General features: G+C 34.5%; 22 protein-coding genes. 13 read left to right on the top strand and 9 right to left on the bottom strand.

From position 1 onward, the window contains the following. Positions 1–162: 162 nt before the first annotated feature. Together ABWU31_RS05260 and ABWU31_RS05255 are read right to left on the bottom strand one after the other, a co-directional pair. On the bottom strand, positions 163–1371 hold the full coding sequence (locus ABWU31_RS05260) for a hypothetical protein (RefSeq protein WP_353271151.1): 1209 nt from the start codon (positions 1369–1371) through the stop codon (positions 163–165). Positions 1372–1499: 128 nt separating this feature from the next. Next, positions 1500–2408 (bottom strand): sugar phosphate nucleotidyltransferase, encoded by a 909-nt coding sequence (locus ABWU31_RS05255; RefSeq protein ID WP_353271393.1) that lies wholly within the window; start codon positions 2406–2408, stop codon positions 1500–1502. 84 nt (positions 2409–2492) lie between these two features. On the opposite strand from ABWU31_RS05255, the gene ABWU31_RS05250 reads away from it, so the two are divergent. Next, positions 2493–3325 (top strand): IS5-like element ISWpi1 family transposase gene (locus ABWU31_RS05250; RefSeq protein WP_353271062.1). Its coding sequence is split into 2 segments (ribosomal slippage): positions 2493–2862 and positions 2862–3325, totalling 834 coding nucleotides; the frame shifts between segments, so codons are not numbered across the junction. On the opposite strand, the gene ABWU31_RS05245 is transcribed toward ABWU31_RS05250, so the two are convergent. Continuing rightward, entirely contained in the window at positions 3300–4190 is an 891-nt protein-coding gene (locus ABWU31_RS05245) for a hypothetical protein (protein WP_353271150.1), read from the bottom strand. The two genes, ABWU31_RS05250 and ABWU31_RS05245, sit on opposite strands and share 26 nt — an antisense overlap. A 136-nt stretch (positions 4191–4326) precedes the next feature. Between ABWU31_RS05245 and elbB the strand changes: the two genes are divergently transcribed. Together elbB and ABWU31_RS05235 are read left to right on the top strand one after the other, a co-directional pair. Beyond that, positions 4327–5034 carry an isoprenoid biosynthesis glyoxalase ElbB gene (gene elbB / locus ABWU31_RS05240; RefSeq protein WP_022626165.1) on the top strand — a complete coding sequence of 236 codons (708 nt, stop codon included), beginning with the start codon at positions 4327–4329 and terminating at the stop codon, positions 5032–5034. A 175-nt stretch (positions 5035–5209) separates the two neighbouring features. After that, positions 5210–5518 (top strand): hypothetical protein, encoded by a 309-nt coding sequence (locus ABWU31_RS05235; protein WP_039963709.1) that lies wholly within the window; start codon positions 5210–5212, stop codon positions 5516–5518. A 2-nt stretch (positions 5519–5520) separates the two neighbouring features. On the opposite strand, the gene ABWU31_RS05230 is transcribed toward ABWU31_RS05235, so the two are convergent. Continuing rightward, positions 5521–7365: a peptidoglycan D,D-transpeptidase FtsI family protein gene (locus ABWU31_RS05230; protein WP_353271149.1), complete on the bottom strand. Its 1845-nt coding sequence runs from the start codon at positions 7363–7365 to the stop codon at positions 5521–5523. Between the two features lie 20 nt (positions 7366–7385). Here ABWU31_RS05230 and ispH point away from each other — a divergent pair, with 20 nt between their 5' ends. After that, positions 7386–8315 (top strand): 4-hydroxy-3-methylbut-2-enyl diphosphate reductase, encoded by a 930-nt coding sequence (gene ispH / locus ABWU31_RS05225; protein ID WP_264329845.1) that lies wholly within the window; start codon positions 7386–7388, stop codon positions 8313–8315. 978 nt (positions 8316–9293) lie between these two features. Here ispH and ABWU31_RS05215 read toward each other — a convergent pair. Further along, positions 9294–10126, bottom strand: a protein-coding gene (locus tag ABWU31_RS05215) for an IS5-like element ISWpi1 family transposase (protein ID WP_353271062.1) whose coding sequence is annotated in 2 segments (ribosomal slippage) — positions 9294–9757 and positions 9757–10126 — 834 coding nt in all. Because the reading frame shifts where the segments join, the coding sequence is not laid out codon by codon here. 91 nt (positions 10127–10217) lie between these two features. On the opposite strand from ABWU31_RS05215, the gene ABWU31_RS05210 reads away from it, so the two are divergent. Continuing rightward, positions 10218–10703, top strand: a complete 486-nt coding sequence (locus ABWU31_RS05210; protein WP_353271392.1) for a TIGR02217 family protein — start codon at positions 10218–10220, stop codon at positions 10701–10703. A gap of 130 nt (positions 10704–10833) precedes the next feature. On the opposite strand, the gene ABWU31_RS05205 is transcribed toward ABWU31_RS05210, so the two are convergent. From ABWU31_RS05205 to purE, 4 genes are all read right to left on the bottom strand, one after another. Beyond that, the gene (locus ABWU31_RS05205; RefSeq protein WP_353271148.1) at positions 10834–11622 is read right to left on the bottom strand and encodes a hypothetical protein; all 789 of its coding nucleotides are present in this window, start codon (positions 11620–11622) and stop codon (positions 10834–10836) included. Positions 11623–11867: 245 nt separating this feature from the next. Next, positions 11868–14513, bottom strand: coding sequence for a 2-oxoglutarate dehydrogenase E1 component (locus ABWU31_RS05200; RefSeq protein WP_353271147.1), 2646 nt, complete (start codon positions 14511–14513; stop codon positions 11868–11870). An 889-nt stretch (positions 14514–15402) separates the two neighbouring features. Further along, on the bottom strand, positions 15403–17220 hold the full coding sequence (mutL, locus tag ABWU31_RS05195) for a DNA mismatch repair endonuclease MutL (RefSeq protein WP_265029890.1): 1818 nt from the start codon (positions 17218–17220) through the stop codon (positions 15403–15405). A gap of 7 nt (positions 17221–17227) precedes the next feature. Beyond that, complete coding sequence (purE, locus tag ABWU31_RS05190; protein ID WP_006280351.1) at positions 17228–17719, bottom strand: 5-(carboxyamino)imidazole ribonucleotide mutase; 492 nt, start codon at positions 17717–17719, stop codon at positions 17228–17230. Positions 17720–18155: 436 nt separating this feature from the next. On the opposite strand from purE, the gene ABWU31_RS05185 reads away from it, so the two are divergent. The 8 genes from ABWU31_RS05185 to rpoD all read left to right on the top strand — a co-directional run bounded on the left by ABWU31_RS05185 (position 18156) and on the right by rpoD (position 22828). Then, on the top strand, positions 18156–18452 hold the full coding sequence (locus ABWU31_RS05185) for a helix-turn-helix domain-containing protein (protein ID WP_010081926.1): 297 nt from the start codon (positions 18156–18158) through the stop codon (positions 18450–18452). Between the two features lie 60 nt (positions 18453–18512). After that, positions 18513–18920, top strand: a complete 408-nt coding sequence (rpoZ, locus tag ABWU31_RS05180; protein ID WP_353271146.1) for a DNA-directed RNA polymerase subunit omega — start codon at positions 18513–18515, stop codon at positions 18918–18920. A gap of 28 nt (positions 18921–18948) precedes the next feature. After that, on the top strand, positions 18949–19194 hold the full coding sequence (locus ABWU31_RS05175; RefSeq protein ID WP_007548527.1) for a monovalent cation/H+ antiporter complex subunit F: 246 nt from the start codon (positions 18949–18951) through the stop codon (positions 19192–19194). A 6-nt stretch (positions 19195–19200) separates the two neighbouring features. Beyond that, positions 19201–19488, top strand: a complete 288-nt coding sequence (mnhG, locus tag ABWU31_RS05170; RefSeq protein WP_338482585.1) for a monovalent cation/H(+) antiporter subunit G — start codon at positions 19201–19203, stop codon at positions 19486–19488. A 1-nt stretch (position 19489) separates the two neighbouring features. Then, positions 19490–20017, top strand: coding sequence for a DUF4040 domain-containing protein (locus tag ABWU31_RS05165; RefSeq protein WP_006279704.1), 528 nt, complete (start codon positions 19490–19492; stop codon positions 20015–20017). After that, positions 20010–20429, top strand: a complete 420-nt coding sequence (locus ABWU31_RS05160; RefSeq protein ID WP_353271145.1) for a Na(+)/H(+) antiporter subunit B — start codon at positions 20010–20012, stop codon at positions 20427–20429. Before ABWU31_RS05165 ends, ABWU31_RS05160 begins: the two co-directional genes overlap by 8 nt. Beyond that, positions 20426–20737 carry a cation:proton antiporter subunit C gene (locus ABWU31_RS05155; RefSeq protein ID WP_182319844.1) on the top strand — a complete coding sequence of 104 codons (312 nt, stop codon included), beginning with the start codon at positions 20426–20428 and terminating at the stop codon, positions 20735–20737. The genes ABWU31_RS05160 and ABWU31_RS05155 overlap by 4 nt, the downstream gene beginning before the upstream one ends. Before the next feature lie 138 nt (positions 20738–20875). Beyond that, a complete protein-coding gene (gene rpoD, locus ABWU31_RS05150; RefSeq protein WP_012673419.1) occupies positions 20876–22828 on the top strand; it encodes an RNA polymerase sigma factor RpoD in 1953 nt (650 codons plus the stop codon). Positions 22829–22901: the final 73 nt, after the last annotated feature.

The raw sequence follows: 22901 nt of genomic DNA, 5'->3' as shown, positions 1-22901 counted from the left end.
TTTAACATTAGAATTTCAAAATCTTCCATATACATCATCCAACCTCACTATATCATTATCAGATAAATGCTCTCCTATCTGAAATTCAACTATTTCAAGTGGAGAGCTTGTGCTTTTATAACATAGAAAAAATCAAGAATATTATTGGGTTTATTCAATAAGTTATAATTCTTTCCTTCCATAATTTTCAAATTGTACAACTAGTTGCTTTACATTTACATCTGTGAGAAGAGCATTTTTGCTAACATGAGGTCTCGGATCAGATTTTGCTGATAAGGGATTCATCTGAGATATTTCATCCCTCATTGGAAATAAGCGAGATTGGGAAGCAACTTTTGGTGATGGCCTAGTTTTTTTCTCCACATCTATATTCACTTGTGCAACAGGAGGGGTCCTGCTTTCAATAGTTTGCGCATTAGGACTTTCTTTTGCTTGATTTTGTTTGAATTTTTTTCTTATCTCTTGTACTTTAATATCGATATTATAATTAATTTCTTTTTCCATAGAAGATACTACCATTTCTAGCTTTGTGCTTGATTTTTGATCAGTATGACCTAACTTTTTAAGTTTTAGTGGTAATTCAGGTTTATCTTTAGTTGATTTAGGAACAGTTCCTACTACTTTTGGTTTTTGTCTAACTTCTTGACCAGCAGTAAACATTTTTTTTGGCAATGGGGGTGCTATTGATGATTTTGGCAATATTGGAGGTTTAGATTGTTGTTTTTGTTTAAGTTCTCTTTTTGCTTCCATATGTTCTTTAGGAACTGTTACATAAATTAGCTCTTCTCTAGGCGATTTTGAACTTTGTGAATTTTCTGTTAAAATTTTACTCTTCTTCTCTTGATAATTTGATATCTCTTTGTATCCAGGCTTTTCATCTAATGAATTTCCATGGCCTGAATCATTATAATTAACTTCTACTTGTCTATCTTCTTTTAGAAAACTGCGTTCTGGCTTTTCTGGAGCTATTGCAATATTTCCTCTTTCAACTTGCTCCAAACCTGAAATTTTACGATAAGCCTCTAGATATTCAAAGATTGTCATTGAAGTAGGAGGAGGTAATTTATCAATAAAACTACTTATATTCTTAACTGGAACATTTCTTCCCGAGATTCTATTCAATATTTCCTTTAATATCTTAAGACCTGATGGCTTTCCATTCATCGATCTTACATAATCAATTGAGTCACTACGTATAACAAACTTAGCTACATCTTCTGCCTTATCTGTAAAACGCTTTAATGCCTGAGATAAATCCCTTACCGTTTTATTATAATGTCTAATAGTTACTAACTCATCTCTTGCTTTTATAGCTTCTTTAAGGAAACCGAGATTTTCTCTATAATTGTCACTTTTAAATGGATCCTTCATATTAATTACAACTCATTATTTATTAAAATATGGGTATAGGTTTAAAATATTAAGATTTAGTAAATATTATTTTTTACATAAAGCAGCTATACCCATATTATAAATTGCCAACAAATGCATTTATGGCGTTACCATATTCTTCCATATACATCATCCAATCTCACTATATCATTATCAGATAAATGCTCTCCTATCTGAAATTCAACTATTTCAAGTGGAAAGCTTGTGCTTCTATTTTCAATCCTATGGGAAACTTCCCTTGGGATTTCTATCATATGGTCCTTTGCTATAGCATATTCTTTGTCTTCTAAACTAACATATCCAACTCCTGATAGCACTATATGGTATTCATCTCTATAGTGATGGAATTGCTTAGAAGTGCAGCTTAATGGATTGATAAAAAGATATTTTATAAGAAAATTTTCGCTCATTAAAATTATACTACAAAATCCCCATGGTTTAACTTCTTTCCTTATCACCTTTACTTTCTTAACTTTATGAATAAATGAAATTAGACTTTTGTTTGGTTGCTTACAAGCTCCACTCAATAAATTTTTATTACTTTCTGTCGTTGAAACTGGTTCTTTTTCTCTAATCACATGCTGAAATGATGCCGGTTCTTTACTAAACTTCTCACTCAATTCTAAAACTGAATTCCAAGTTCCAACATCCAACCAATCGAAATTAGCTTCTATCATTGCAACGTTTTTTGCTTTCTCCATCACCAAGTAATCAATGGATATGCCTTCAATTCCTGCAAAATCTCGTTGTTTTAAATACAGAAATCTCTCTTGCGGTGTGAAATATTTAAAACATAAATTGTAAAGATTCGGGGCAGATTTTTTAATCTCATCTATGTAGCGTTTTGCTTTAAACACAAATATTCCAGAGTTCCAATAATGATCGTTACTTAACTTACGCTCGGGCTTTTCTGTAAAATCTTTCACTATATGACATTTTTCTTTCTGATCATATACTGCATTTATATAGCCGTATTCAGAATTGAATTCATGAGGCTTAACCCCAAAAGTGACTATAGAGTTAGTTTCAGAGGCTAACTTAGAGGTTGTCCGGAAACAAGTAAAAGGCTATAATATCTGAAATTTTAGTACGGGGTAAAGATGAGAAAAAAGTATCCAACAGATCTAAGCGAAAGGGAATGGGCAAGAATAGAAAAACACTTCAGAGTATCATACAAGAAAGGAGGAAGGCCGCCAAAGTATAGCAAAAGAGAAATATTAGAAGCAATTTTCTATGTATTGCGTACAGGGTGTCAATGGCGGTATTTACCAAATGATTTTCCGCTATGGAAGACTGTGTATGAGCAGTTCAGGCAATGGAAGAAGCAGGGAATTTTTGAGAAAATGAATTATGAAATTACAAAATATAGTAGAAGAAAAATAGGAAGGAATGAGCAGCCGAGTGCCTGTATAGTAGATAGTCAATCTGTAAAGACTACAGAAAAGGGGGGATCAAAGGCTATGATGGAAGTAAAAAAGTAAAGGGTAGAAAAAGGCATATAATTACAGACACTCAGGGTTTTATACTAGGTTGTTACGTAGGCGCTGCTAACGAAAATGATAGAGATGGTATTAAAATAGCATTAAACAATATGAGAACAAAATATACTAAAGTTAAAAAAATGTGGGCTGACATGGGATACCAAGGAAGAAATTCAAAGAATCACATAAAGGAAGAATATGACATAGATATTGAAATTGTTACAAGGCCTCCATGTAGATTTTGGGTGCACAAAGATACGCCACCTGAGCTACTACCAACAAGAGAACAAGGGTTTAAAGTACAGCCAAGAAGATGGGTTGTAGAAAGGACTTTTGCTTGGGTTAATAGGAATAGAAGGCTATCGAAGGAGTATGATTTACTCACAACATCCACTGAGAATTTCATATACCTAGCTATGAGTAGGGTTATGTTAAAGAGGGAATATGCTTGAATTTACTAGTTTCCGGACAACCTCTGAGGCCCTTTTCCAGAAGTCTGCTCATATCATCTTCTGAAAAATTTTGAATGGTTCCATTCTTTACTAACTCTTGTATAGCAGATCGCTGCCTTTCATTTTGAAGCATTTCTAATATTTTTTTCCCATCATCAAAACCTTTTTTAGCGTCAACGCCTTCGTTATCTTTAAGACTAATGTTTGCAATAGTTTCAAGCACGTTTGTTCTTAATCTACTAAAGTTATTCTCTCTGTCTTGAATCGTAGGTAATTTATCTATTAAATCCTTATATGAACTTTTTACTGCTTTTCCTGTTTCAATCGCACCTTCTTTTATTTTTCCCCCTGCCTTTCCTATACCTATTCCTACATAACGTGCTCCAATAGCTACAAGCGCTATTAATGTAGCAAGCACAATAAGCGGAGAAAATGCTGCTCCTAATACCATTCCAGCAGAAGCTATTCCTATTTTTTCATTTGCAGATGCTGATTTAAAATAATTGACTAGATTGTCCAGCGGACCTTTATTATTATTTATAACATTACTTATTGCTTGCTGATTAACAGATTTTAACGCCTCTTCTATTATTTTTGAGTCAACGTTTTCAGAAGTTAACCCTTTAAGTGCTTCTTCAATGAGTTTTATAAATAATTCTTTATTTACTTCCTTTTGCAAGCCTTGGTCATTAATCGCTAAACCTAAATCTTTGAGGTTCATCCCTTTAACTTGTTCTGATAGGGTTGTAAATAACTCTTTTTTCCCCTCTTGTGAGGATTGTGCAATACTTTCTATTATATCTGAAATAGCTTTTCTTAGTTCTGGATAGTCAGTGTCAAAAAACATACTATTGCTAGATTCCATATTCAGCTTCGTTGATTATAAATATGCCTAATTATACATACTAATCATTAATTATATTATAATTGATATAACATACCCCTTTCCAAATATAGAATTTGTATTAAAATATCTAGATTATATGAAATCAAGGTACTTTATGGGTGAAAAAAAATTAAAAGCTGCTGTGGTCTTATCAGGGTGTGGTCACCTTGACGGTGCAGAGGTAAGAGAAGCGGTTTTAAGTTTGCTTGTGCTTGATCAGCAGGAAGTGGATGTTAAATGCTTTGCACCTGATATCAATATCACACAAGTTATGAATCATAGAACAAAAGAGGCAACAAAAGAAAAAAGGAATGTACTTGTGGAAGCAGCAAGAATCGCAAGAGGCGAAATATATGACTTAAAAGAAGCCAAAGCTGAAAATTTTGACATGCTAGTTGTACCTGGTGGATACGGGGTTGCGAAAAATTTATCTGACTTAGCTGAAAGTAAAGACATGGTGACAGTAATGCCTGAATTTGAAAGATTAGTTTCAGAATTTTTTGTTACAAAAAAGCCAATAGGAGCGATATGCATATCTCCAGCCATCATTGTTTCAATTTTAAGTAGCAAGATAGGTAAAGAAGAAAGTAAGGTTAAGGTAACTATAGGAGATGACAGAGAACAGTTGATAGAAAGGCTTGGCGGCGAGCACATAAAATGCGATACAGAGTTATCAATAGAAGACGAAGAACATAATGTATTTTCCTGTTCTGCTTATATGCGTAGCGACGAAAGTACATACTCTGTATATCAAGGGATAAAGCATATGATTGACAGCATGGTAAAAAAGATTAACAAAAAAACTAAACAGCCATTCCTATAAGGTGTACTAAATAAGACTTCTCTATTAATCACACAATTAACTGTTGAATTTTACATTTCTAGCTGTATTATGGCTACGTAGCTAAAGTAACTTAGGTTTATCGACGCTTTACTACTTGTTAGCGGTGTGGTGTAGTGGCCATATATGTTTAGTTCTTTTTTTTAAGGTATTTTGTATGTCAGATCTTTTCTATATTGAAACTACGTGTTGTGTGGACGGTCAGTGTGATGTCTATACAGGGGAAGTGAGTTTTAATGATGTCATGTTAGGCAAGTTCAGTCTAAATTCGTGCAGCGGGAAAGAAGCTATGATAAATCTAGACATTATTACATTCGATATTAATATCGCTATTGATGGTCAAAATGGAAAGACAATAAAAAAAGACCTTAAAGGTCTTGAATTTGTAACTAAAGATGATGGTTCTTGGTATATTAATAAGGATTTTGGTAATGATAAATTTGAAATTATAGTAAAGCAATCATAATTTTACATCTCAGGTGTAACATTTAGTATAGGTGCTACTCTATTTATAATGTTTCTTACTATAGGCGCAGCAATTACTCCCCCGGTATGGTGCATCCCTTGAGGCTCATCAGTAGCAATTAGCACTATGTACCTTGGGTCAAGCATAGTTAGCACTCCTATAAATGATGCTATGTTTGCATCTTTGCTATATTTACCATCTACAACTTTTTCCGCCGATCCAGTTTTTCCTCCTATTGAATATGCCTTTATTTTTGCTTTTCTGCCAGTGCCATCTGTTACTGCTGCACGTAATAATTTTCTCATTTCCCTGGAAGTTCTTCTTGAGATAATTTGCTCTCCTATACTTCTTTTATTCAACATCAAGGTTGCGTTATGAAATATCCCATTGTTGATTAATGCTGCTGCAGTTTGTGCAAGATGTATAGGAGTTACAGCTATGCCATAACCATAAGATGCTGTTATTAAAGTGTTTTCACTCCATTTATCCGGGATTATCGGTGTGGATTTTTCTGGTATTTCTATTTTCAAAGGAGAAAATAGCTTCATAGCTTTAAAGTATTCTACCTGTTTTTCAATACCTAGTTTGACTGCAATTTTTGCTGCACCAATGTTGGATGATTTTACAAATATATCTTGCACAGTAATTTTTGGAATTTTAGATTTATGAAAATCCTGAATTTTATACTTTCCAATGGTGATTGGTGTTGATACGTCATATAAATCGCTAGTTTTTGTAGCGTTCGCATCAAGCGCTGCGGCTATTGTAAAGTATTTTAATACCGACCCCATCTCATATACCCCAAGACTGGCGCGATTAAACTTTTGTACGTCTTCTGCCTTATTCTGTAAGTTGGGATTAAAATCAGGTAGGCTGACCATCGAGATGACTTCACTATTTCTCACATTTAAAACAATTCCTACTCCGCCAAGTGCCTGATATCTGCTTACAGCTTTAGTTAGCTCTTCATGCACTATGCTTTGCACTCGTGTATCTAAGGATAGTTGAACATATTGATCAGCAGAGCGTGACCATCCCTGTCGGATGACAGAAGATTGTGCAGAAGCTTGGTCTGGTGTCATTCCAGTGCACTGACACTGGAATCCAGTTTTATGCGCAATTTCATCACAAACATTGTTTTTGACATATGTTTCTGGAATCCGTTGTTCATCACGTAATTTGTCAGTATTTTTATATCTGGATCCCAGTGTCACGCACTGGGATGACACCATCTGTTGTGTGGGGAATTGTTGTGCAGGAATTGCTTTCAAGTTGCAACATTCATACAACTGTATATCAGGTACTTGGATAACAGAATGTTGTTTGTTTTTACTTATATATGCCTCAACTCCTGCAATACCGTTGCCATCTATGTCAGTATAACCAAGCACGTGTGAAAATAAATTACTGTGAGGATATATACGCTTTATGTCGTCATAAAAATTTACTCCTGGTACACCAGCGTTTTTGATCGCTAGTAATTCTTTTGGAGTCAAGTGACGCTTTATCCAAGCAAATTTCTTTTCTGAAGTAAGTACTCTATATAAGTTCTTGTATTCGAGGTCATGCAAAGTAGAACACAGTTGTGCTGCTATACTTTCCGGATTCTTTACTTTGGTTGCATCTATATATAGTGATGTTGTGGGCACATTTGTTGCTATTACCACTCCATTTCTATCTAAAATATCAGGTTGTTTATGTACTATATTATCTTTTCTAAAATTTTCTGAAGTAGTAAGTTGATCAAATGTTAAAGAGAATATGCGAAAAATAATTATTATATAAAATATAAATAATGGTACTATAAAACACAGTGAGCGGAGCTTATTTTTAAGTAATGCTTGCATATTTACTTGATTTGACAAAAATGGAAATCATCTTAGCTGAACCACGAGGTTTTTGTGCCGGGGTAAAAAGAGCTGTGGACATATTAGCTATTACTTTAGAAAAATACAAAAACGAGCGCCAAGTTTATGTGCTACACGAAATTGTTCACAATAAATATATAGTAGAGGACTTTAAGAAACAAGGAGTGGTTTTTGTAAGCAGTATCGAGGAAATTGAAGATAATGAAGGAATACTGATCTTCAGCGCGCACGGAGTATCAAAAAATATAGAAGATGAGGCAAAAAGAAAGGGTATTCAAGTGATTGATGCAACATGTCCTTTAGTCAACAAAGTGCATAAAGAAGCAAAAAGGTATGAAAACAGTGGTAAAGAATTAATTCTCATTGGGCATGAAAACCATCCAGAAGTTAAGGGAATTAGGGGAAGAGTAAACAATCCTATCACTTTAGTGCAAACTTTGCAGGATGTATATGATTTAAAGGTTAAAGATCCAGATAATTTGTCTTATGTTACACAAACTACGTTAAGCATCGACGATACCCGTGACATTATTGCTGCCTTGAAATTAAGGTTTCCAGGCATAACAGGTCCAGATTTAAAGGACATATGCTATGCAACGCAAAACAGACAAAATGCTGTTAAAAAGCTAGCTGAAATTGTAGACATGGTATTAGTTGTAGGAAGTAAAAATAGCTCAAATTCAAACCGCTTATTAGATCTGTGCACTGCTAGAGGAAAAAGAGCCTACTTGATTGATAATTACAGATGTGTAAATAAAAGCTGGTTCCAGGGCGTAGAAAAGATAGGAATCACTGCAGGTGCTTCCGCTCCTGACATATTGGTTGATGAATTAATGGACTACCTAAAAGTAAACCTGAGTGTAAAAATTTCAGTTATGCCAGGTGGTATTATTGAAAATGTTCAGTTTAAAATACCGAATCTGGTTTAAAACACAACTTATCTACTAAGCTTCTCTTGAAATCACACAGACCAGCATCTATAGCTAAGACGTCATGCCGCGATTCATTAGACTTCTTGCATAACCATATAACGAACTTTTATTGGAAATAGAAACGAAAAAACTTACTTGACAAACTTCGCCAGCCCACTTATCATGATAGTGAAGCTATTGTATTTGCTTTCGCCAATCTGCAGATTAAAAGGTAAGGATTACTTAATGTATCGGCGTCTTATGTTCAATTTTTTGCAGTATATAGATACTGTATGTCTTTACAAAACTTCATCTACATCTAGATTTTTATCTAAATAAGCTGAACGCGCTTATAAAGCGTTACAAGACATCAAAAAATGCCAATACTCGACAGAGATAGTAAAAGACTAGCTAACTCGGGGATTCTTTGTCTTTTTTTCTGCTTAGTAAATTTCTTAAACATTTGCAGCGTAAGTTAGTTGCAATTAAAAGCGGCTGAATCTCGCTTTTCAAGCGTTTAAAACATAAAAAACGCCAATATTTTAAAGCGGATAATAACCCCAGGGCTTCTTTTGCCTTTTTTTTCGTTTAGTAAATTTCTTAAATATTTACGGCTAATATGAAGCTAAGTACGAACTTTGTTAAACACAACAAATGGTGTCATTCCAGTCTGGAATCCAGGAAAAAGAATGGTGTCATCCCAGTGCCCAAACACTGGGATCCAGTTTTCTTTACAAATTCACCAAAAGTGTTTCATTCTATAACATAAAACCCATACTCACCAAATCTAATGCATTACTTGCAATTAAGTTTCCTGGATCCCAGTGTCTGGGCACTGGGATAACAAAGGAGGACGTTATTCCAGTGCCAAGCACTGACCATTTCTGGTCTCTTAAATTGCAACTAATCTAAGTATTAAAAAATTTACCAAGCGAAAAAAAAGGCAAAAAAAGCCCGATGGTTGGCTAGTTAGAGGTTGTCCGGAAACTAGTAAATTCAAGCATATTCCCTCTTTAACATAACCCTACTCATAGCTAGGTATATGAAATTCTCAGTGGATGTTGTGAGTAAATCATACTCCTTCGATAGCCTTCTATTCCTATTAACCCAAGCAAAAGTCCTTTCTACAACCCATCTTCTTGGCTGTACTTTAAACCCTTGTTCTCTTGTTGGTAGTAGCTCAGGTGGCGTATCTTTGTGCACCCAAAATCTACATGGAGGCCTTGTAACAATTTCAATATCTATGTCATATTCTTCCTTTATGTGATTCTTTGAATTTCTTCCTTGGTATCCCATGTCAGCCCACATTTTTTTAACTTTAGTATATTTTGTTCTCATATTGTTTAATGCTATTTTAATACCATCTCTATCATTTTCGTTAGCAGCGCCTACGTAACAACCTAGTATAAAACCCTGAGTGTCTGTAATTATATGCCTTTTTCTACCCTTTACTTTTTTACTTCCATCATAGCCTTTGATCCCCCCTTTTCTGTAGTCTTTACAGATTGACTATCTACTATACAGGCACTCGGCTGCTCATTCCTTCCTATTTTTCTTCTACTATATTTTGTAATTTCATAATTCATTTTCTCAAAAATTCCCTGCTTCTTCCATTGCCTGAACTGCTCATACACAGTCTTCCATAGCGGAAAATCATTTGGTAAATACCGCCATTGACACCCTGTACGCAATACATAGAAAATTGCTTCTAATATTTCTCTTTTGCTATACTTTGGCGGCCTTCCTCCTTTCTTGTATGATACTCTGAAGTGTTTTTCTATTCTTGCCCATTCCCTTTCGCTTAGATCTGTTGGATACTTTTTTCTCATCTTTACCCCGTACTAAAATTTCAGATATTATAGCCTTTTACTTGTTTCCGGACAACCTCTAACAACTCACAATGGTTGTGAACAGCGCAACATCAATTGGTCTCATGCACGCACTAGATACAACATAGCTTACGGGGTCAGATCAAACGAGCAGCTACTAGAACTAATAACATTTTTTCATGCACGAAAAGGTAAAGCAATAGGGTTTCGTTTTAAGGATTGGTCGGATTTTATAGCCATTAATCAAGAGATTGGTATAGGAGATAACAAAAAAACGACTTTTCAGCTAATCAAAACTTATGTAAGTGGGGAAGATAAGCATATACGTATGATCAAAAAGCCAGTACATGGGACAGTAAAGATTTATTTAAATGGTAAAGAAGAGAGTGAATATTCAGTAAATTATTCAACGGGAGAAATAACATTTATGAAGCCACCAGTAAAAGATGCGATAATCACTGCGAGCTTCGAATTTGATGTGCCCGTATGCTTTGATACAGATTACTTAAACGCTTCGATTGATGACTATGGAAGCAATAGCTGGAATAATATCCCCTTGGTGGAAGTGAAATTTTAGTTATAAGCGAGCATAGATCCACATCATAGTAGGGCTACTAGTCTACCATAAATTGAAAAATTAAGCACCACTGAGGCTCTATACCTAAATGAGCCTCAGTATATGCAATTATTTTAAACTTTATCACCAGCTATATACTACAATGTTGCTGAGCTTTGCTAACATTTACACTTGAAGCTTGGGGAGATTCTAACTCAGTGCTTTTTTCTTCCTGCAAAATAGAAAGCTTCAACAACTCCTTTAGAGTTGATTTTGCAAGTGTTGTATCATCTTTGTTTAAGATGTAGTCTAGCATGCCGTTTTTCTGTAAGAGATTAACAAAATATCTATCTCCCTCATTAAGAACCTCTATCTTGTTAATACAAGATAATACTAAATCCGAATTCTTTGTTGCTAAAATTCCATTCAAAAAGATATCTAATTTTGTTTTATCTTCAGTTAAGTCTTCAGCTAACCTATTTCTGATATTCTCATTGTCAAACACAATATACTCGAGGTACGAGGAAGGCTCAATAAGTATAAAGTCCTCTAAAGGCACTAGTTCTGGATAGGTGCCAGCGTAATCAAGTATGCCACACTCAGTAATACACCCTTCTTTTCTTATAACACAGCAATTGAGACGACCATGATACATTGATAACAAAGAAAAAAGACGTATTATACTTGTACCTCTATCTTTCATTTCCTCGAAAAGCTTCCTATCATTTATTAATTTGTGCAAAATGTAATCCATAGCAGGACCTGGTTTGCGGAAATGAAACATATTATTCTCTTCAAAAATGGCCTCAGCTAATTCGATAGATTCTTTATCCTCATCTACGAAAGCTTTTTCATTTCTATTTAACTGTATGATCTCAGCTTTGCTATCTCTGCGTAGACCAGTTCTCCTTATTAACATCTCAAATATTTTTGTATTCATATATATCCTATATTAGTTAAAGTAAATATTAATAATGTTTACTTTTTAAATAAAAATAAATGAAAATTTTAATAAAAATTAAATTTTTTTTAATAGAATAAAAATCTTTTATATTTGCTTGAGTACCAAAAGGGCTTTATTGGTGTAATGCGTTTTCTATTGCGCCTGGCCGCAGCGCGTGATGCAACCGGATTCAAGTGTCAGCTACTTTTATAGCACCACTTCTGCTTCAATAACTGTAAATACTAAGCGATCTGTCTTAAAATCTCCTCTTGTTGCTGAGCATGTACACTAGCATAACCACATGCAGGAGATGCAGCAGCAAGTCTTGCAATGCACTTAGGTCTTTTTGCTTGAATATTGAGATTGGATAACACTTCTTCTATCAATGGGTTGACAAAAAACCATCCTCCCATATTTTTTGGTTCTTCTTGACACCATATAATTTCAGCGCTTTTGTATTTTTCAAGTTCAATACTTAGTTTATCGGCAGGAAACGGATAGAATTGCTCCAAACGTATTACTGCTATATCGTTTATTTTTTGTGCTTCACATATGTCGTAATAAACTTTACCACTGCATATTACAACTTTACGTGTTTTATCATTCGAAACTAAATCTGTTCTATATTCTGGAATCACCGTGAGGAATTTTCCTTCAAAGTCAGATAGGTTAGAAACTGCTCTTTTGTGACGCAATAGCGATTTAGGTGTAAACACTACTAAAGGCTTACGAAAGTCTCGATGAATTTGCCGACGTAAAACATGAAAGTAATTTGCCGGAGTGGAGCAATTAACTATCTGCATATTATCTTCTGCACAGAGTTGTAAAAACCTCTCTATACGAGCAGAACTATGTTCAGGTCCTTGCCCTTCATAACCGTGGGGCAACAATAAAACTAGACCGCTTGATCGCAACCACTTTGTTTCTGCAGATGCGATAAACTGGTCGATCATAATTTGCGCACCGTTTGCAAAATCACCAAATTGTCCTTCCCAGAGCACCAGTGAATACGGGGAATCAAGACTATAGCCATATTCAAAGCCCATTACAGCATACTCTGATAAAGCGCTATCTATGACCTCAAAGTGAGCTTGCTTTTCATTTATATTGTTTAGCGGAATAAACGCTTCTTCTGTTACCTGATCAACAAGCCTTGAATGACGGTGCGAAAAAGTGCCACGGCCAGAGTCTTGGCCTGATAAACGCACTTCTATTCCTTCTGTAAGCAGTGACGCAAATGCAAGACTTTCGGCAGTTGCCCAGTCTATATTACTGCCGGAATTTATACTGTCTATTCTGCCATCAAGTATTTTTCTAACCTTATTATTAATGTTAAAGCTACTTGGGATATTGCTATTTATATACACACCTAATTTTTTCAACTCATCTGGCGGAACACCAGAATCTGTATAGTATTCGCTCAAATCGTTCAACCTTGCCCTTCTTAATTTTGACCATACTCCACAAAACCAGTCAGCTTTTTTTGGAGTGTAAGTCACTGATTCAGCAAGACTTTTATCTAATTTTGCCCTGAATTCACTGCGTAATTTATTTACTTCATCACCACTTAATACTTTCTCTGCAGTCAATTTTTCTTCATACAATGTTCCAGGAGTTTTATGCTTTGATATCACCTTATACATGAGTGGCTGAGTGAAATTCGGTTCATCACCTTCATTATGGCCATATTTGCGGTAACATATTATGTCAATCACTACGTCCTTTTTAAATTTCTGCCTATATTCCATCGCCAAATTCGCAACAAAACTCACAGCTTCAGGGTTATCTCCATTAACGTGAAACACTGGAGCTTCTATTGATTTTGCTACATCAGTGCAATAAAAAGAGGACCGCGCACAACACGGATTAGCAGTAAAACCAACTTGGTTATTAATGACAACGTGCACAATGCCATCCACCTTATAGCCTTCAATATTGCTTAGGCTCAAGGTTTCAGCAACCACTCCTTGACCGATGAAAGCCGCATCACCATGAATTGATATGCCAAGCACAGATCTTATATTCTGTTTTGCTCTTATTCTTCCAGCCAAAACCGGATTTACCGCTTCAAGATGAGATGGATTAGGGCATAAACTTAAATGTATTTTTTTGCCACCTGAAAGTGCTCGATCAGAAGAATAACCAAGGTGATATTTAACATCACCGGACACCTCAAGACCACTTGGGTGTGCGAGATTGCCTTGAAATTCAGATAGCATTGCCGCATATTCTTTTCCCATAACTTTGGTTAGAACATTGAGCCGTCCGCGATGAGCCATACCAAGAACTACTTCTTCAATACCATAACCAGCGGAATCACTAATAATTTTTTCAATTGCAACAATAGCTGATTCTCCACCTTCGATAGAAAAACGTTTATATCCAGGAAATTTCATATGGAGAAATTGCTCGAACATCTCAGATTCGATCAAGTGCCTCAGTATTTCCTTTTTATCTTGTGAACTCAGCGTATAGGTTTGATTTTCGATCTTTTCCTGCAGCCACTCTCTCTCCTCATAAGAGGAAATATGCATAAATTCAAAACCGATGTTCTTGCAGTAAATATCTCTATAGATTCTAGTGTCGCCCATAGGAGAGAGATTCGAATATTTCTGATAATCTACTTCCTTATTCACATTGGGTGATAACGGATTAAGATCCGCAAAAAAATGACCGTAAGATCTGAAAAAATTTGCTAAACTAGAAACTGAATCATCCACCTTAGTTGCACGCTGTGCACCGCAGGTCTCCGCTTTATTAACTTCTAAATTGCTTGAAAAAATTCTATACCAATCCTCCCCGATTGATTTATCACCCTGCAAATAACGGCTATACATTTCTTCCACAAATTCTGCATTATCACCATAAAGGCAGCTTAAACTCGACATAATCACTATAAAAAGTATCAAATACTTATAAGTATAACTTAAGTTTTTTAAAAAAGAACTTTTTTAGTTTCTATACGTCATACTGCGATTCATTCGCGGTATCTCTTAACATAGATCCCGCTAACACGTAGCGGGATGACGATTGTCAGGGTGTCATTCCAGCGCGTGACGCTGGAATCCAGTTTTTATTTGCAGCCTACTTGACTCGAAGCTAAGTTTTCTGGATCCAAATAGTCAAGGCACTGGGATGACAAAAAAAGGAGCACTGGAATGACAAAGCTATAGGTTGCAAGCGAGACGTCATACCGCCGCGGCGCTAACAAGAGATCCCGCTAACACGTAGCGGGATGACGGTTGTCGTTTAGCTATAAACATTAAGAAATTTACTAAGCGAAAAAAAAGGCAAAAGAAGCCCCGTGGTTGGCTAATTACTTACATTATACTTTCAAGTATGGCGTTTTTTTATTCTAAACGCTTAATAACCGCGATTTAGCTGCTTTTTAATGCAACTAACCTTTAGTCATAAATGTTTAAGAAATTTACTAAACAGAAAAAAAGACAAAAGAAACCCTAGGGTAGCTAATTATTCACTATCCATTTTTTAAGTTGGCGTTTTTTTATGTTTTAAATGCTTTATAAGCGCATTTTAGCTTATATTAGGTAAAAACCTAGAATTTTATAAAGACATAAGGTGCACATAGTGCAAAAAATTAAACATGAGACGCCAGATTCGTGAGTTTTTTTGTCATTTAATCTGTACAGAGAAGATAAATAAATAGCTTCACTTTCATGATAAGGGGGCTGACGGAGTTTGTCAAGGAAGTTTTTTCGTTTCTATGAGCTACTTGGATGACGAGAAAGGAGCACTTACATATTTATGGCAACCTCATTACCTACGCTCAAAAAGTTTTTCAATATCACTGAGTTTCATTTCTATATAAGTTGGTCTTCCGTGGTTGCATTGCCCGGAATATGGGGTTTTTTCCATTTGTCTCAGCAGCTCATTCATTTCATCTAACCTCATTTTTCTACCCGCTCTAATTGATCCATGACAAGCGATAGTGGCCAATATTTTGTTCACTTTATCTTCTACTGGCAATGTATCTTCTATTTCCGTTAATCTATCGACTATATTAATTAGCATCTCTTTCACATCTATTGCTCCCAAAATTGCAGGGATTTCTTTTACTATCACTTTATTTTCTGATTTGATCTCAATATCAAAACCCATTTCAAATAACTTATCTTTATAAACTTCAATCATCTCCATTCCGGCTTGATTTTTGATTTCAACCGTTTCAGGAAGAAGTAGTTTTTGTCTTTTTACACTTGATTTTTGTTTTAAGCATTCATATACTAGCCTTTCGTGGGCTGCATGCTGGTCGACTATAATCAATTTGTCTCTTACCTCGGCAATAATGTAAGTATTATAGACCTGACAGCGTGCAAACCCGAGCGGGTGGCTCTCTATCAAATCAACTTGCTCTAACACCTTTTTTTCTAGAACCATAGTCTCCGCTTGTGATGGTAATTTCTGTATGCCGGTATAATCAAACGATTTTGACTGTTCTGATAAGCTTTTTACTCTTTCATTTGGAGAAGCAAATTCTTTTATTAGTTGATTTTCAAAAGGACTTGGCCTTCTTTCATTTTGAACATTAGGTTTATCAAAAGGATCTGGCAATGTTGAATCCATTTTCTGGTCATGCGCTAGAAAGGTGCCTATCCTTCTTGACAATGCTTTAATTAATCCTCTTGTCACTATCTCATATATGAGCTTCTTATTCTGAAACCTTACTTCTGACTTATTTGGATGCACATTTACATCTACTTGATCATAAGGTATCTCTAAATGTAACGCTGCGAAAGGATACCTATCGCTTGGAATAAAATCATGATATGCATACCTAACTGCGCCAATAAGTAGATTATCTTTGATTGGCCTTCCATTAACAAACGTATAGATCTGAGTTGACTTACCACGATTGACGGTCGGTTTACAGATGTGTCCCGTAAGTTTAATGCCGTCTTCTTCTTCATTAATCTCCAGAGAACTGCCCTGAAATTCTTCTTCTACTTCACACAATCTATGAAATAACGAAGTCTGCTTAGCGTATTTTAAGAGCTTTTTATTACCTGAAGTGAGAGTAAACCCTATATGATAGTTAATCATTGCTAGGTTATTTACAATATCAACAATGCTTTGAGTTTCTGCTCTTTCGGTTTTTAGAAATTTTAGTCTATTTGGAGTGGCAAAAAATAAATCTCGTACTTCAATATGTGTCCCTTGTGATAAAGAGTAAGGAATCAGCTCCCCTATTTTCTCTCCACCCTCATAACTTATAGACCATGCTTCATTTGCTTCTCTTGCCTTAGACGATAATTTTATCCTACTTACTGCTGCTATTGAAGGCAGAGCTTCTCCTCTAAAGCCAAGATGCTTGATTTCTATCAACTCATTGTCGCTCAATTTTGAAGTAGCATGGCGCATAAACGCAAGTTCTAAATCGTTTTTTTCTACTCCGTTACCATCATCTGTCACAATAATAAGGTTACGCCCACCACTTTCTATTTTGATCTCTATTTCTAAACTTCCAGCATCTATTGCATTTTCCACTAATTCCTTTACTACACTTGCTGGCCTTTCTATCACCTCCCCCGCTGCTATACGGTTTATGGTTTTTGTGTCTAAAAGAATTATTGCCATAGATTTATTATGAAACTGGTTTTTCTTTTACTTCTTTGGTCTGTTTCTCTCTCCACTTTTTTAACCTACCTGCAATTTCACTGTTGGAAATTGACAATATAGATACGGCAGTAATGGCAGCATTATATGCTCCATTTTCTCCTATAGACATGGTTGCAACTGGAACACCCTTTGGCATTTGAACTATAGAGAGTAGACTGTCCAGCCCATTTAATTGTTTACTATGCACAGGAACGCCGATAACTGGTAAACAAGTTAGTGACGCAACCATACCAGGTAAATGAGCTGCACCTCCTGCACCAGCTATAATAACCTTAAAACCTTCTTCTTGTGCAGATTTAGCAAAATTGAAGAGCCTTTCTGGTGTTCTATGTGCAGATATTATGAATATATCATGTGAAACTTCTAATGCTTTTAACATATCAACAGTATGGACCATAGTGGTGTAATCTGACTCACTTCCCATAATAACAGCAACATCTTTTTTTATTTTTGTCATATTCAACACAATTTTACTTACTAACTAAATAATGTTCCAGCTAAAAAGCAACAAATATTTAAATTATATTATAAATATAATATATAGAATTCTCGTTAAAATAGAAATTTTAAAAATTTAAATAAATATTTATATTAAGATATAGAGATATAAACTTCTTATGTAAGATAAATTTATAAAATAATTATTTTTGTATTTCAAGCTTTGTAATCTTAGCTTGTTCTTTCTATAAATGGTTTTTTCAGATAGACTGATGGTAAAATGGTAATTTAAAATTACTAGAAATTTGATAAAAATATTAATATATAATCAACTTAAAGTTTTAAATATTGATATCATATAATTATTGACAAGTTACATGATATTAATATCTTGGTATATTAAATATTATGTTATAATATTTAATAAAGTTAATTGATATGTGAGTGTAAGAATTATGGAAATAATATCGTTAAATAACTTAGACAGTGCAGGAATAAAAACAAAGTTGCTTTATATAATAAATAAAATTATAGAAAAAAATGCTTGGACTCAGGCTTTTGCAGCTGAGAAACTTGGTATTGATCAGCCAAAGGTATCGCAAATTAAAAATGGTAAAATAGATGGTTTTTCTTTAGAGCGATTGTTAGGATTTCTAAAAAAACTTGATCATGAGATAACAATCACGATGACAGAAAGCCAAGAAATAAAATCTGAGGCAGAAAAAGTAAAACATGAAGTTGAATCGCAATAGATACAAAGTTGACAACTTGTTTTTTGTGATATAGTATAAAACTTATTAAGGTAGTATCTTATGGCTGAGTCTATTATAGAAAAGTGTATAGAACGGGTAAGTAACCGTTTCAAATTGGTTCTGTTGGCAAGTCAAAGAACACATGATTTAAATACAGGGGCAAGTAATCCAATTCAAGCAGCTAAGTTTAAAGGTCATAAAAATACCATAGTTTCCTTACATGAAATAGCAGGAAAACAGGTGGATACTCATGAGCTGTTTAGCCTTTTGGTAGGTAGATGCAAGGAATACATGAAAGGAAATATGAATAATGTTTACAGCAGTAATACAAGTAAGCTAGCGAATTTATTAAATTTTTCTGATAACACAGACCTTGATGCAAGTCAAGAAAGCCAAGATTATGAAGTGGATGGTGAAATAGATGATGAAATAAATGATCAAGATGGCGATGAAGAAGTATCCGTTTAGAAATCTACTGAAGTTACATAGTCTTTAAATGATTTGCATTGCTATCTATACACTGTTGTTCTGTATGAGTGTAATGTTGTGTTGCATAGTGTCTAAGTCAAATGATGTGTACAATAAGGTTTTAGCGTTCAATAATTTCTCAACGCAAGTAGTTGTACTTATAACAGCAATATCAATCATCCTGAATAATTTTTTTTTAATTGATATAGCATTGTTGTATGCTAGCGTTAGCTTTATATCAACTATAGCACTAATGAGATTAATGTTGTTTTGATAATTTATGATAGGATCCATTTTCATATTTTTAGGTATTTGTTTGATAATTATTTCAAATATAGGGGTGATCAGATTTCCTGATTTCTATACTAGGTTACATGCAGCAGGTATTACAGATTCTAGCGGTGCAACGTTATTGTTAATTGGTTTTGCTTTGCAGAATGGATTTTCAATCAATACTGTTAAAATAGTATTATTAATTTTTATAATATGGTTAGCTAACTCAACTAATAGCTATATTTTAGCGCGCACTCATTATAAAGTTAAGAAAAAAACTGTTAAAGAAGGCTAAGGTGTTAGAAATATTAAATGTAGTGTTACTTTTGTTGTTACTAACAGTTACGGTTTTTATAGTTTTCTCGCGACATTTAGTCGTAAGTGCTGTTCTAATGTGTGTATTTAGTTCACTGATTGCGCTTATACACTTAATTATGAATGCACCTGATGTTGCAATTACTGAAGCTTCTGTTGGTGCGGGGCTCAGTACAGTTTTTACGTTTGCAGCACTCTCCTTGATAAAGAATCATAAAGTAAATCTATCTCATAACCCTATAACGCTTTTTTTTATGTTATTTCTGGCTGTATGTTTGTCATATTTTATGATTCAATTGCCAGATTTTGGCAGCCACAATGCTCCGATCCACTTGCATGTTGCTCCTTATTATGTGGAAAATACCGAAAAAGCTACCGGTATTCCTAATATAGTGACAGCTATTTTGGCAAGCTTTCGTGGTTATGACACGTTTGGAGAAACTATAGTAGTTTTTACTGCTGCGCTTTGTATAACGTTGATATTAAAAGAAGAAAAAGAAAATGATTAAAGATCCGATATTAAATGCAGTAACATTTTTGATGATACCTTTTATCATTTTATTTGGTTTATACATACAATTTCACGGTGATTACACCCCGGGTGGAGGTTTTCAAGCAGGAATAATTATTGCCTCCGGGATAATATTATATTCAATGCTATTTGGTGTATCTACAACTCTAAAAGCAATACCTTATTCTGTGATTAGATTGACTAACGTGTTAGGTATTTTAATTTATGGAGGAACGGGCGTTGCAACAACTTTACTTGGCCAAAATTTTTTATCTTATGATATCTTGTTAACCAATAATAGAAACGGTCAAAAATTAGGTATTTTTTTGGTGGAATTAGGTGTAGCATTTACTGTCTGCTCCTCTATGTTAATTATATATATAAATTTTGCTCGTAGGAAAAAACAATGACTTTATATAATTATACGATTATTATTGTATTAATGGTGCTAGGTTTATATATTATTATAAACGATAAAAATTTAATCAAGAAAATGATAGGGGTAAGCGTCTTCCAAGCATCTGTTTTGTTATTTTACATATCTCTAGGATATATAAAAAATTCCTTGCCTCCTATATTGGTTTCAAATTTTTATTCATATAGCAATCCTATACCCCATGTTTTAATGCTTACTGCTATAGTGGTTGGAATTGCAACATTTTCAGTTGGATTATCCATAGCAGTAAAAATGGAAGAAAAGTATGGAACAATCGATTAAGACAAGTGTACATAAATTAACAGTATCTTAAACTATATGAAGTAACAAATAGCCACAATTTAAAAGTAAAATTATAGACTTGCTCGTTGTAAGTTTGTTTGTTAATAAGAAATAAAGTTATAAACTATAAAGGTAATGATGTCAACTATTAATGATGCAGAAGATAAGAAAAAAATTATCAAAGATCTGGTAACTAAGAGTATAAAAAAGGGTGGTTTTATCACCTTTGATGATATAAATGATAAATTATCAGATGAAAATTTTTCGTCTGACTTTATAGATGATGCTATATCTTTATTGCAGGATTCCGGAATTAATGTGCTTGAAAGTAGCGAAGATGAAGAAGATATTCCTTCCAACAGTGATGATAGTAAACTTGATGATGATGACACATCGCCAAATGTTACTGCAACTTTAGTACAAAATGATGATCCAGTGAGGATTTATTTACAAGACATGAGCTCCGTAAAGCTTTTATCAAGGGCAGATGAAATCGAGATAGCAAAAAAAATTGAATCTGAAAAGCATAACATGTTACGTGCAATAATTGAAACATCAGTAACATTAAAGGTGATAAAAGTATGGCGTGATGATTTAAGTAATGGAGCTCTCTTACTGAGAGAAATTATAGATCTGGATGCAATTTATAACTCTGATTTTAATGTGGTACCCAAAGAAGAAAGTGAAGAGAGTGAAGAAAGTGCTGAAGATGTTGAGGATTCTGAGGATGTTTCTGAAGATGCTGAGTACTGTAGTGATGATGAGAAAGATAGTAAAAAAAGTGATGATGAGAAAGACGGTAATAATGAAGATATAAGTTCAGTCAATTTAAATGTTTCTATTCTTGAAATGGAAAGTGACTTATTGCCAAAGGTCATAGTTGCATTGGATGAGATAATTACTTTAACAAATGAAGCGTTGATATTAAGAAAAAATTCTAAAAATTTCTCTAATGAGCTAGAAAATTTGTATAATCAAATATGGTCTATAGCATTACAAATTAAGTTAAGTGATGCTGCTGTTGCCAGAATTACACAAGAACTTTATAAGATAAATAGATCCATTACGCTTGAAGAGGCTAATCTTATTGCTGAGGCTAGAAAATACGATATCGATAGAGAAAGTTTCTATAAAGTTTATGATGACGTGCTTTTAAAGCACGAATTGAAAAAGATAAGTCTTTTAAAGATCAATGAAAATCAGTCCTCTTTTACAGGTGAATTAAAAAACAAATTTTTAAGGTTTATAGACGATAACTCTGAACATATAGCTAGTACCTTGAACGGTATTAAGCAGCATATACAGGAAGATAACGTACAAGAATTTAAGGAGCTAATCAAGAGAATACAAAAACACGAACGAGAAGTCTCTGAAGCAAAGCAAGAAATGATTAAGGCTAACTTAAGGCTAGTAGTTTCCATTGCTAAGAAGTATTCAAAAAGAGGCCTTGATCTGCTTGATTTGATACAAGAAGGCAATATTGGTCTTATGAAGGCCGTGGATAAGTTTGATTACAAACGTGGATATAAATTTTCAACTTATGGCACTTGGTGGGTAAGACAATCAATCACTAGAGCAATACCTGAGCAGTCTAAAGTAGTTAGAATACCAGTTCATATGGTGGAAATTATCAGTAAAATCAACAGAGCATTAAGAAAGATGACTCATGAGATGGGAAGAGAGCCGACGTTAGAGGAATTGAGTGTAGAACTGACAATGCCACTGGAAAGAATACGCAAAGTTATGAAAATAGCAAGGGATCCAGTAAGTCTTGAAGCTCCAACAGGAAAAGATGATAGTAGTACCTTTGGTGATTGTATAGAAGACAAGCGAGTCTCCAGGCCAGAGGATGCTGCAATACTTGCTGACTTGCGTGGCATTACAACCAATGTTCTTGCAACTTTAACACCAAAGGAAGAAAGAATTTTAAGAATGCGTTTTGGCCTTGGTAAAGATGGGAAGGAACATACCTTAGAAGAAGTAGGAAAAATTTTTAATGTAACACGTGAGAGAATTAGGCAAATAGAGGCAAAAGCACTGCGCAAGTTGAAACATCCAAGCCGTGCTAGAAAACTTAGAGGGTTCTTTTAAGTATACGTGTCAAGTTAAGAAAAAGCTGATTTTGCCCGGAAAAAGTGGAGAGCAAGTTAGGCCAAAGTTGTAT

The organism is Wolbachia endosymbiont (group A) of Alloplasta piceator, from assembly GCF_964028505.1.
GTDB lineage: Bacteria > Pseudomonadota > Alphaproteobacteria > Rickettsiales > Anaplasmataceae > Wolbachia > Wolbachia pipientis.
This window is presented reverse-complemented; position numbering and strand designations above follow the sequence as displayed.

Excerpts from the sequence above, each read along its gene's own strand:
- mutL (WP_265029890.1), bottom strand. The coding sequence starts at position 17,220 with ATGGCAATAATTCTTTTAGACACAAAAACCATAAACCGTATAGCAGCG.
- ABWU31_RS05235 (WP_039963709.1), top strand. The coding sequence starts at position 5,210 with ATGTCAGATCTTTTCTATATTGAAACTACGTGTTGTGTGGACGGTCAG.
- ABWU31_RS05200 (WP_353271147.1), bottom strand. The coding sequence starts at position 14,513 with ATGTCGAGTTTAAGCTGCCTTTATGGTGATAATGCAGAATTTGTGGAA.
- ABWU31_RS05205 (WP_353271148.1), bottom strand. The coding sequence starts at position 11,622 with ATGAATACAAAAATATTTGAGATGTTAATAAGGAGAACTGGTCTACGC.
- ABWU31_RS05260 (WP_353271151.1), bottom strand. The coding sequence starts at position 1,371 with ATGAAGGATCCATTTAAAAGTGACAATTATAGAGAAAATCTCGGTTTC.
- elbB (WP_022626165.1), top strand. The coding sequence starts at position 4,327 with ATGGGTGAAAAAAAATTAAAAGCTGCTGTGGTCTTATCAGGGTGTGGT.
- rpoD (WP_012673419.1), top strand. The coding sequence starts at position 20,876 with ATGTCAACTATTAATGATGCAGAAGATAAGAAAAAAATTATCAAAGAT.
- ispH (WP_264329845.1), top strand. The coding sequence starts at position 7,386 with ATGGAAATCATCTTAGCTGAACCACGAGGTTTTTGTGCCGGGGTAAAA.
- ABWU31_RS05230 (WP_353271149.1), bottom strand. The coding sequence starts at position 7,365 with ATGCAAGCATTACTTAAAAATAAGCTCCGCTCACTGTGTTTTATAGTA.
- ABWU31_RS05185 (WP_010081926.1), top strand. The coding sequence starts at position 18,156 with ATGGAAATAATATCGTTAAATAACTTAGACAGTGCAGGAATAAAAACA.
- rpoZ (WP_353271146.1), top strand. The coding sequence starts at position 18,513 with ATGGCTGAGTCTATTATAGAAAAGTGTATAGAACGGGTAAGTAACCGT.
- ABWU31_RS05245 (WP_353271150.1), bottom strand. The coding sequence starts at position 4,190 with ATGGAATCTAGCAATAGTATGTTTTTTGACACTGACTATCCAGAACTA.
- mnhG (WP_338482585.1), top strand. The coding sequence starts at position 19,201 with ATGATAGGATCCATTTTCATATTTTTAGGTATTTGTTTGATAATTATT.
- ABWU31_RS05160 (WP_353271145.1), top strand. The coding sequence starts at position 20,010 with ATGATTAAAGATCCGATATTAAATGCAGTAACATTTTTGATGATACCT.
- ABWU31_RS05175 (WP_007548527.1), top strand. The coding sequence starts at position 18,949 with ATGATTTGCATTGCTATCTATACACTGTTGTTCTGTATGAGTGTAATG.
- purE (WP_006280351.1), bottom strand. The coding sequence starts at position 17,719 with ATGACAAAAATAAAAAAAGATGTTGCTGTTATTATGGGAAGTGAGTCA.
- ABWU31_RS05155 (WP_182319844.1), top strand. The coding sequence starts at position 20,426 with ATGACTTTATATAATTATACGATTATTATTGTATTAATGGTGCTAGGT.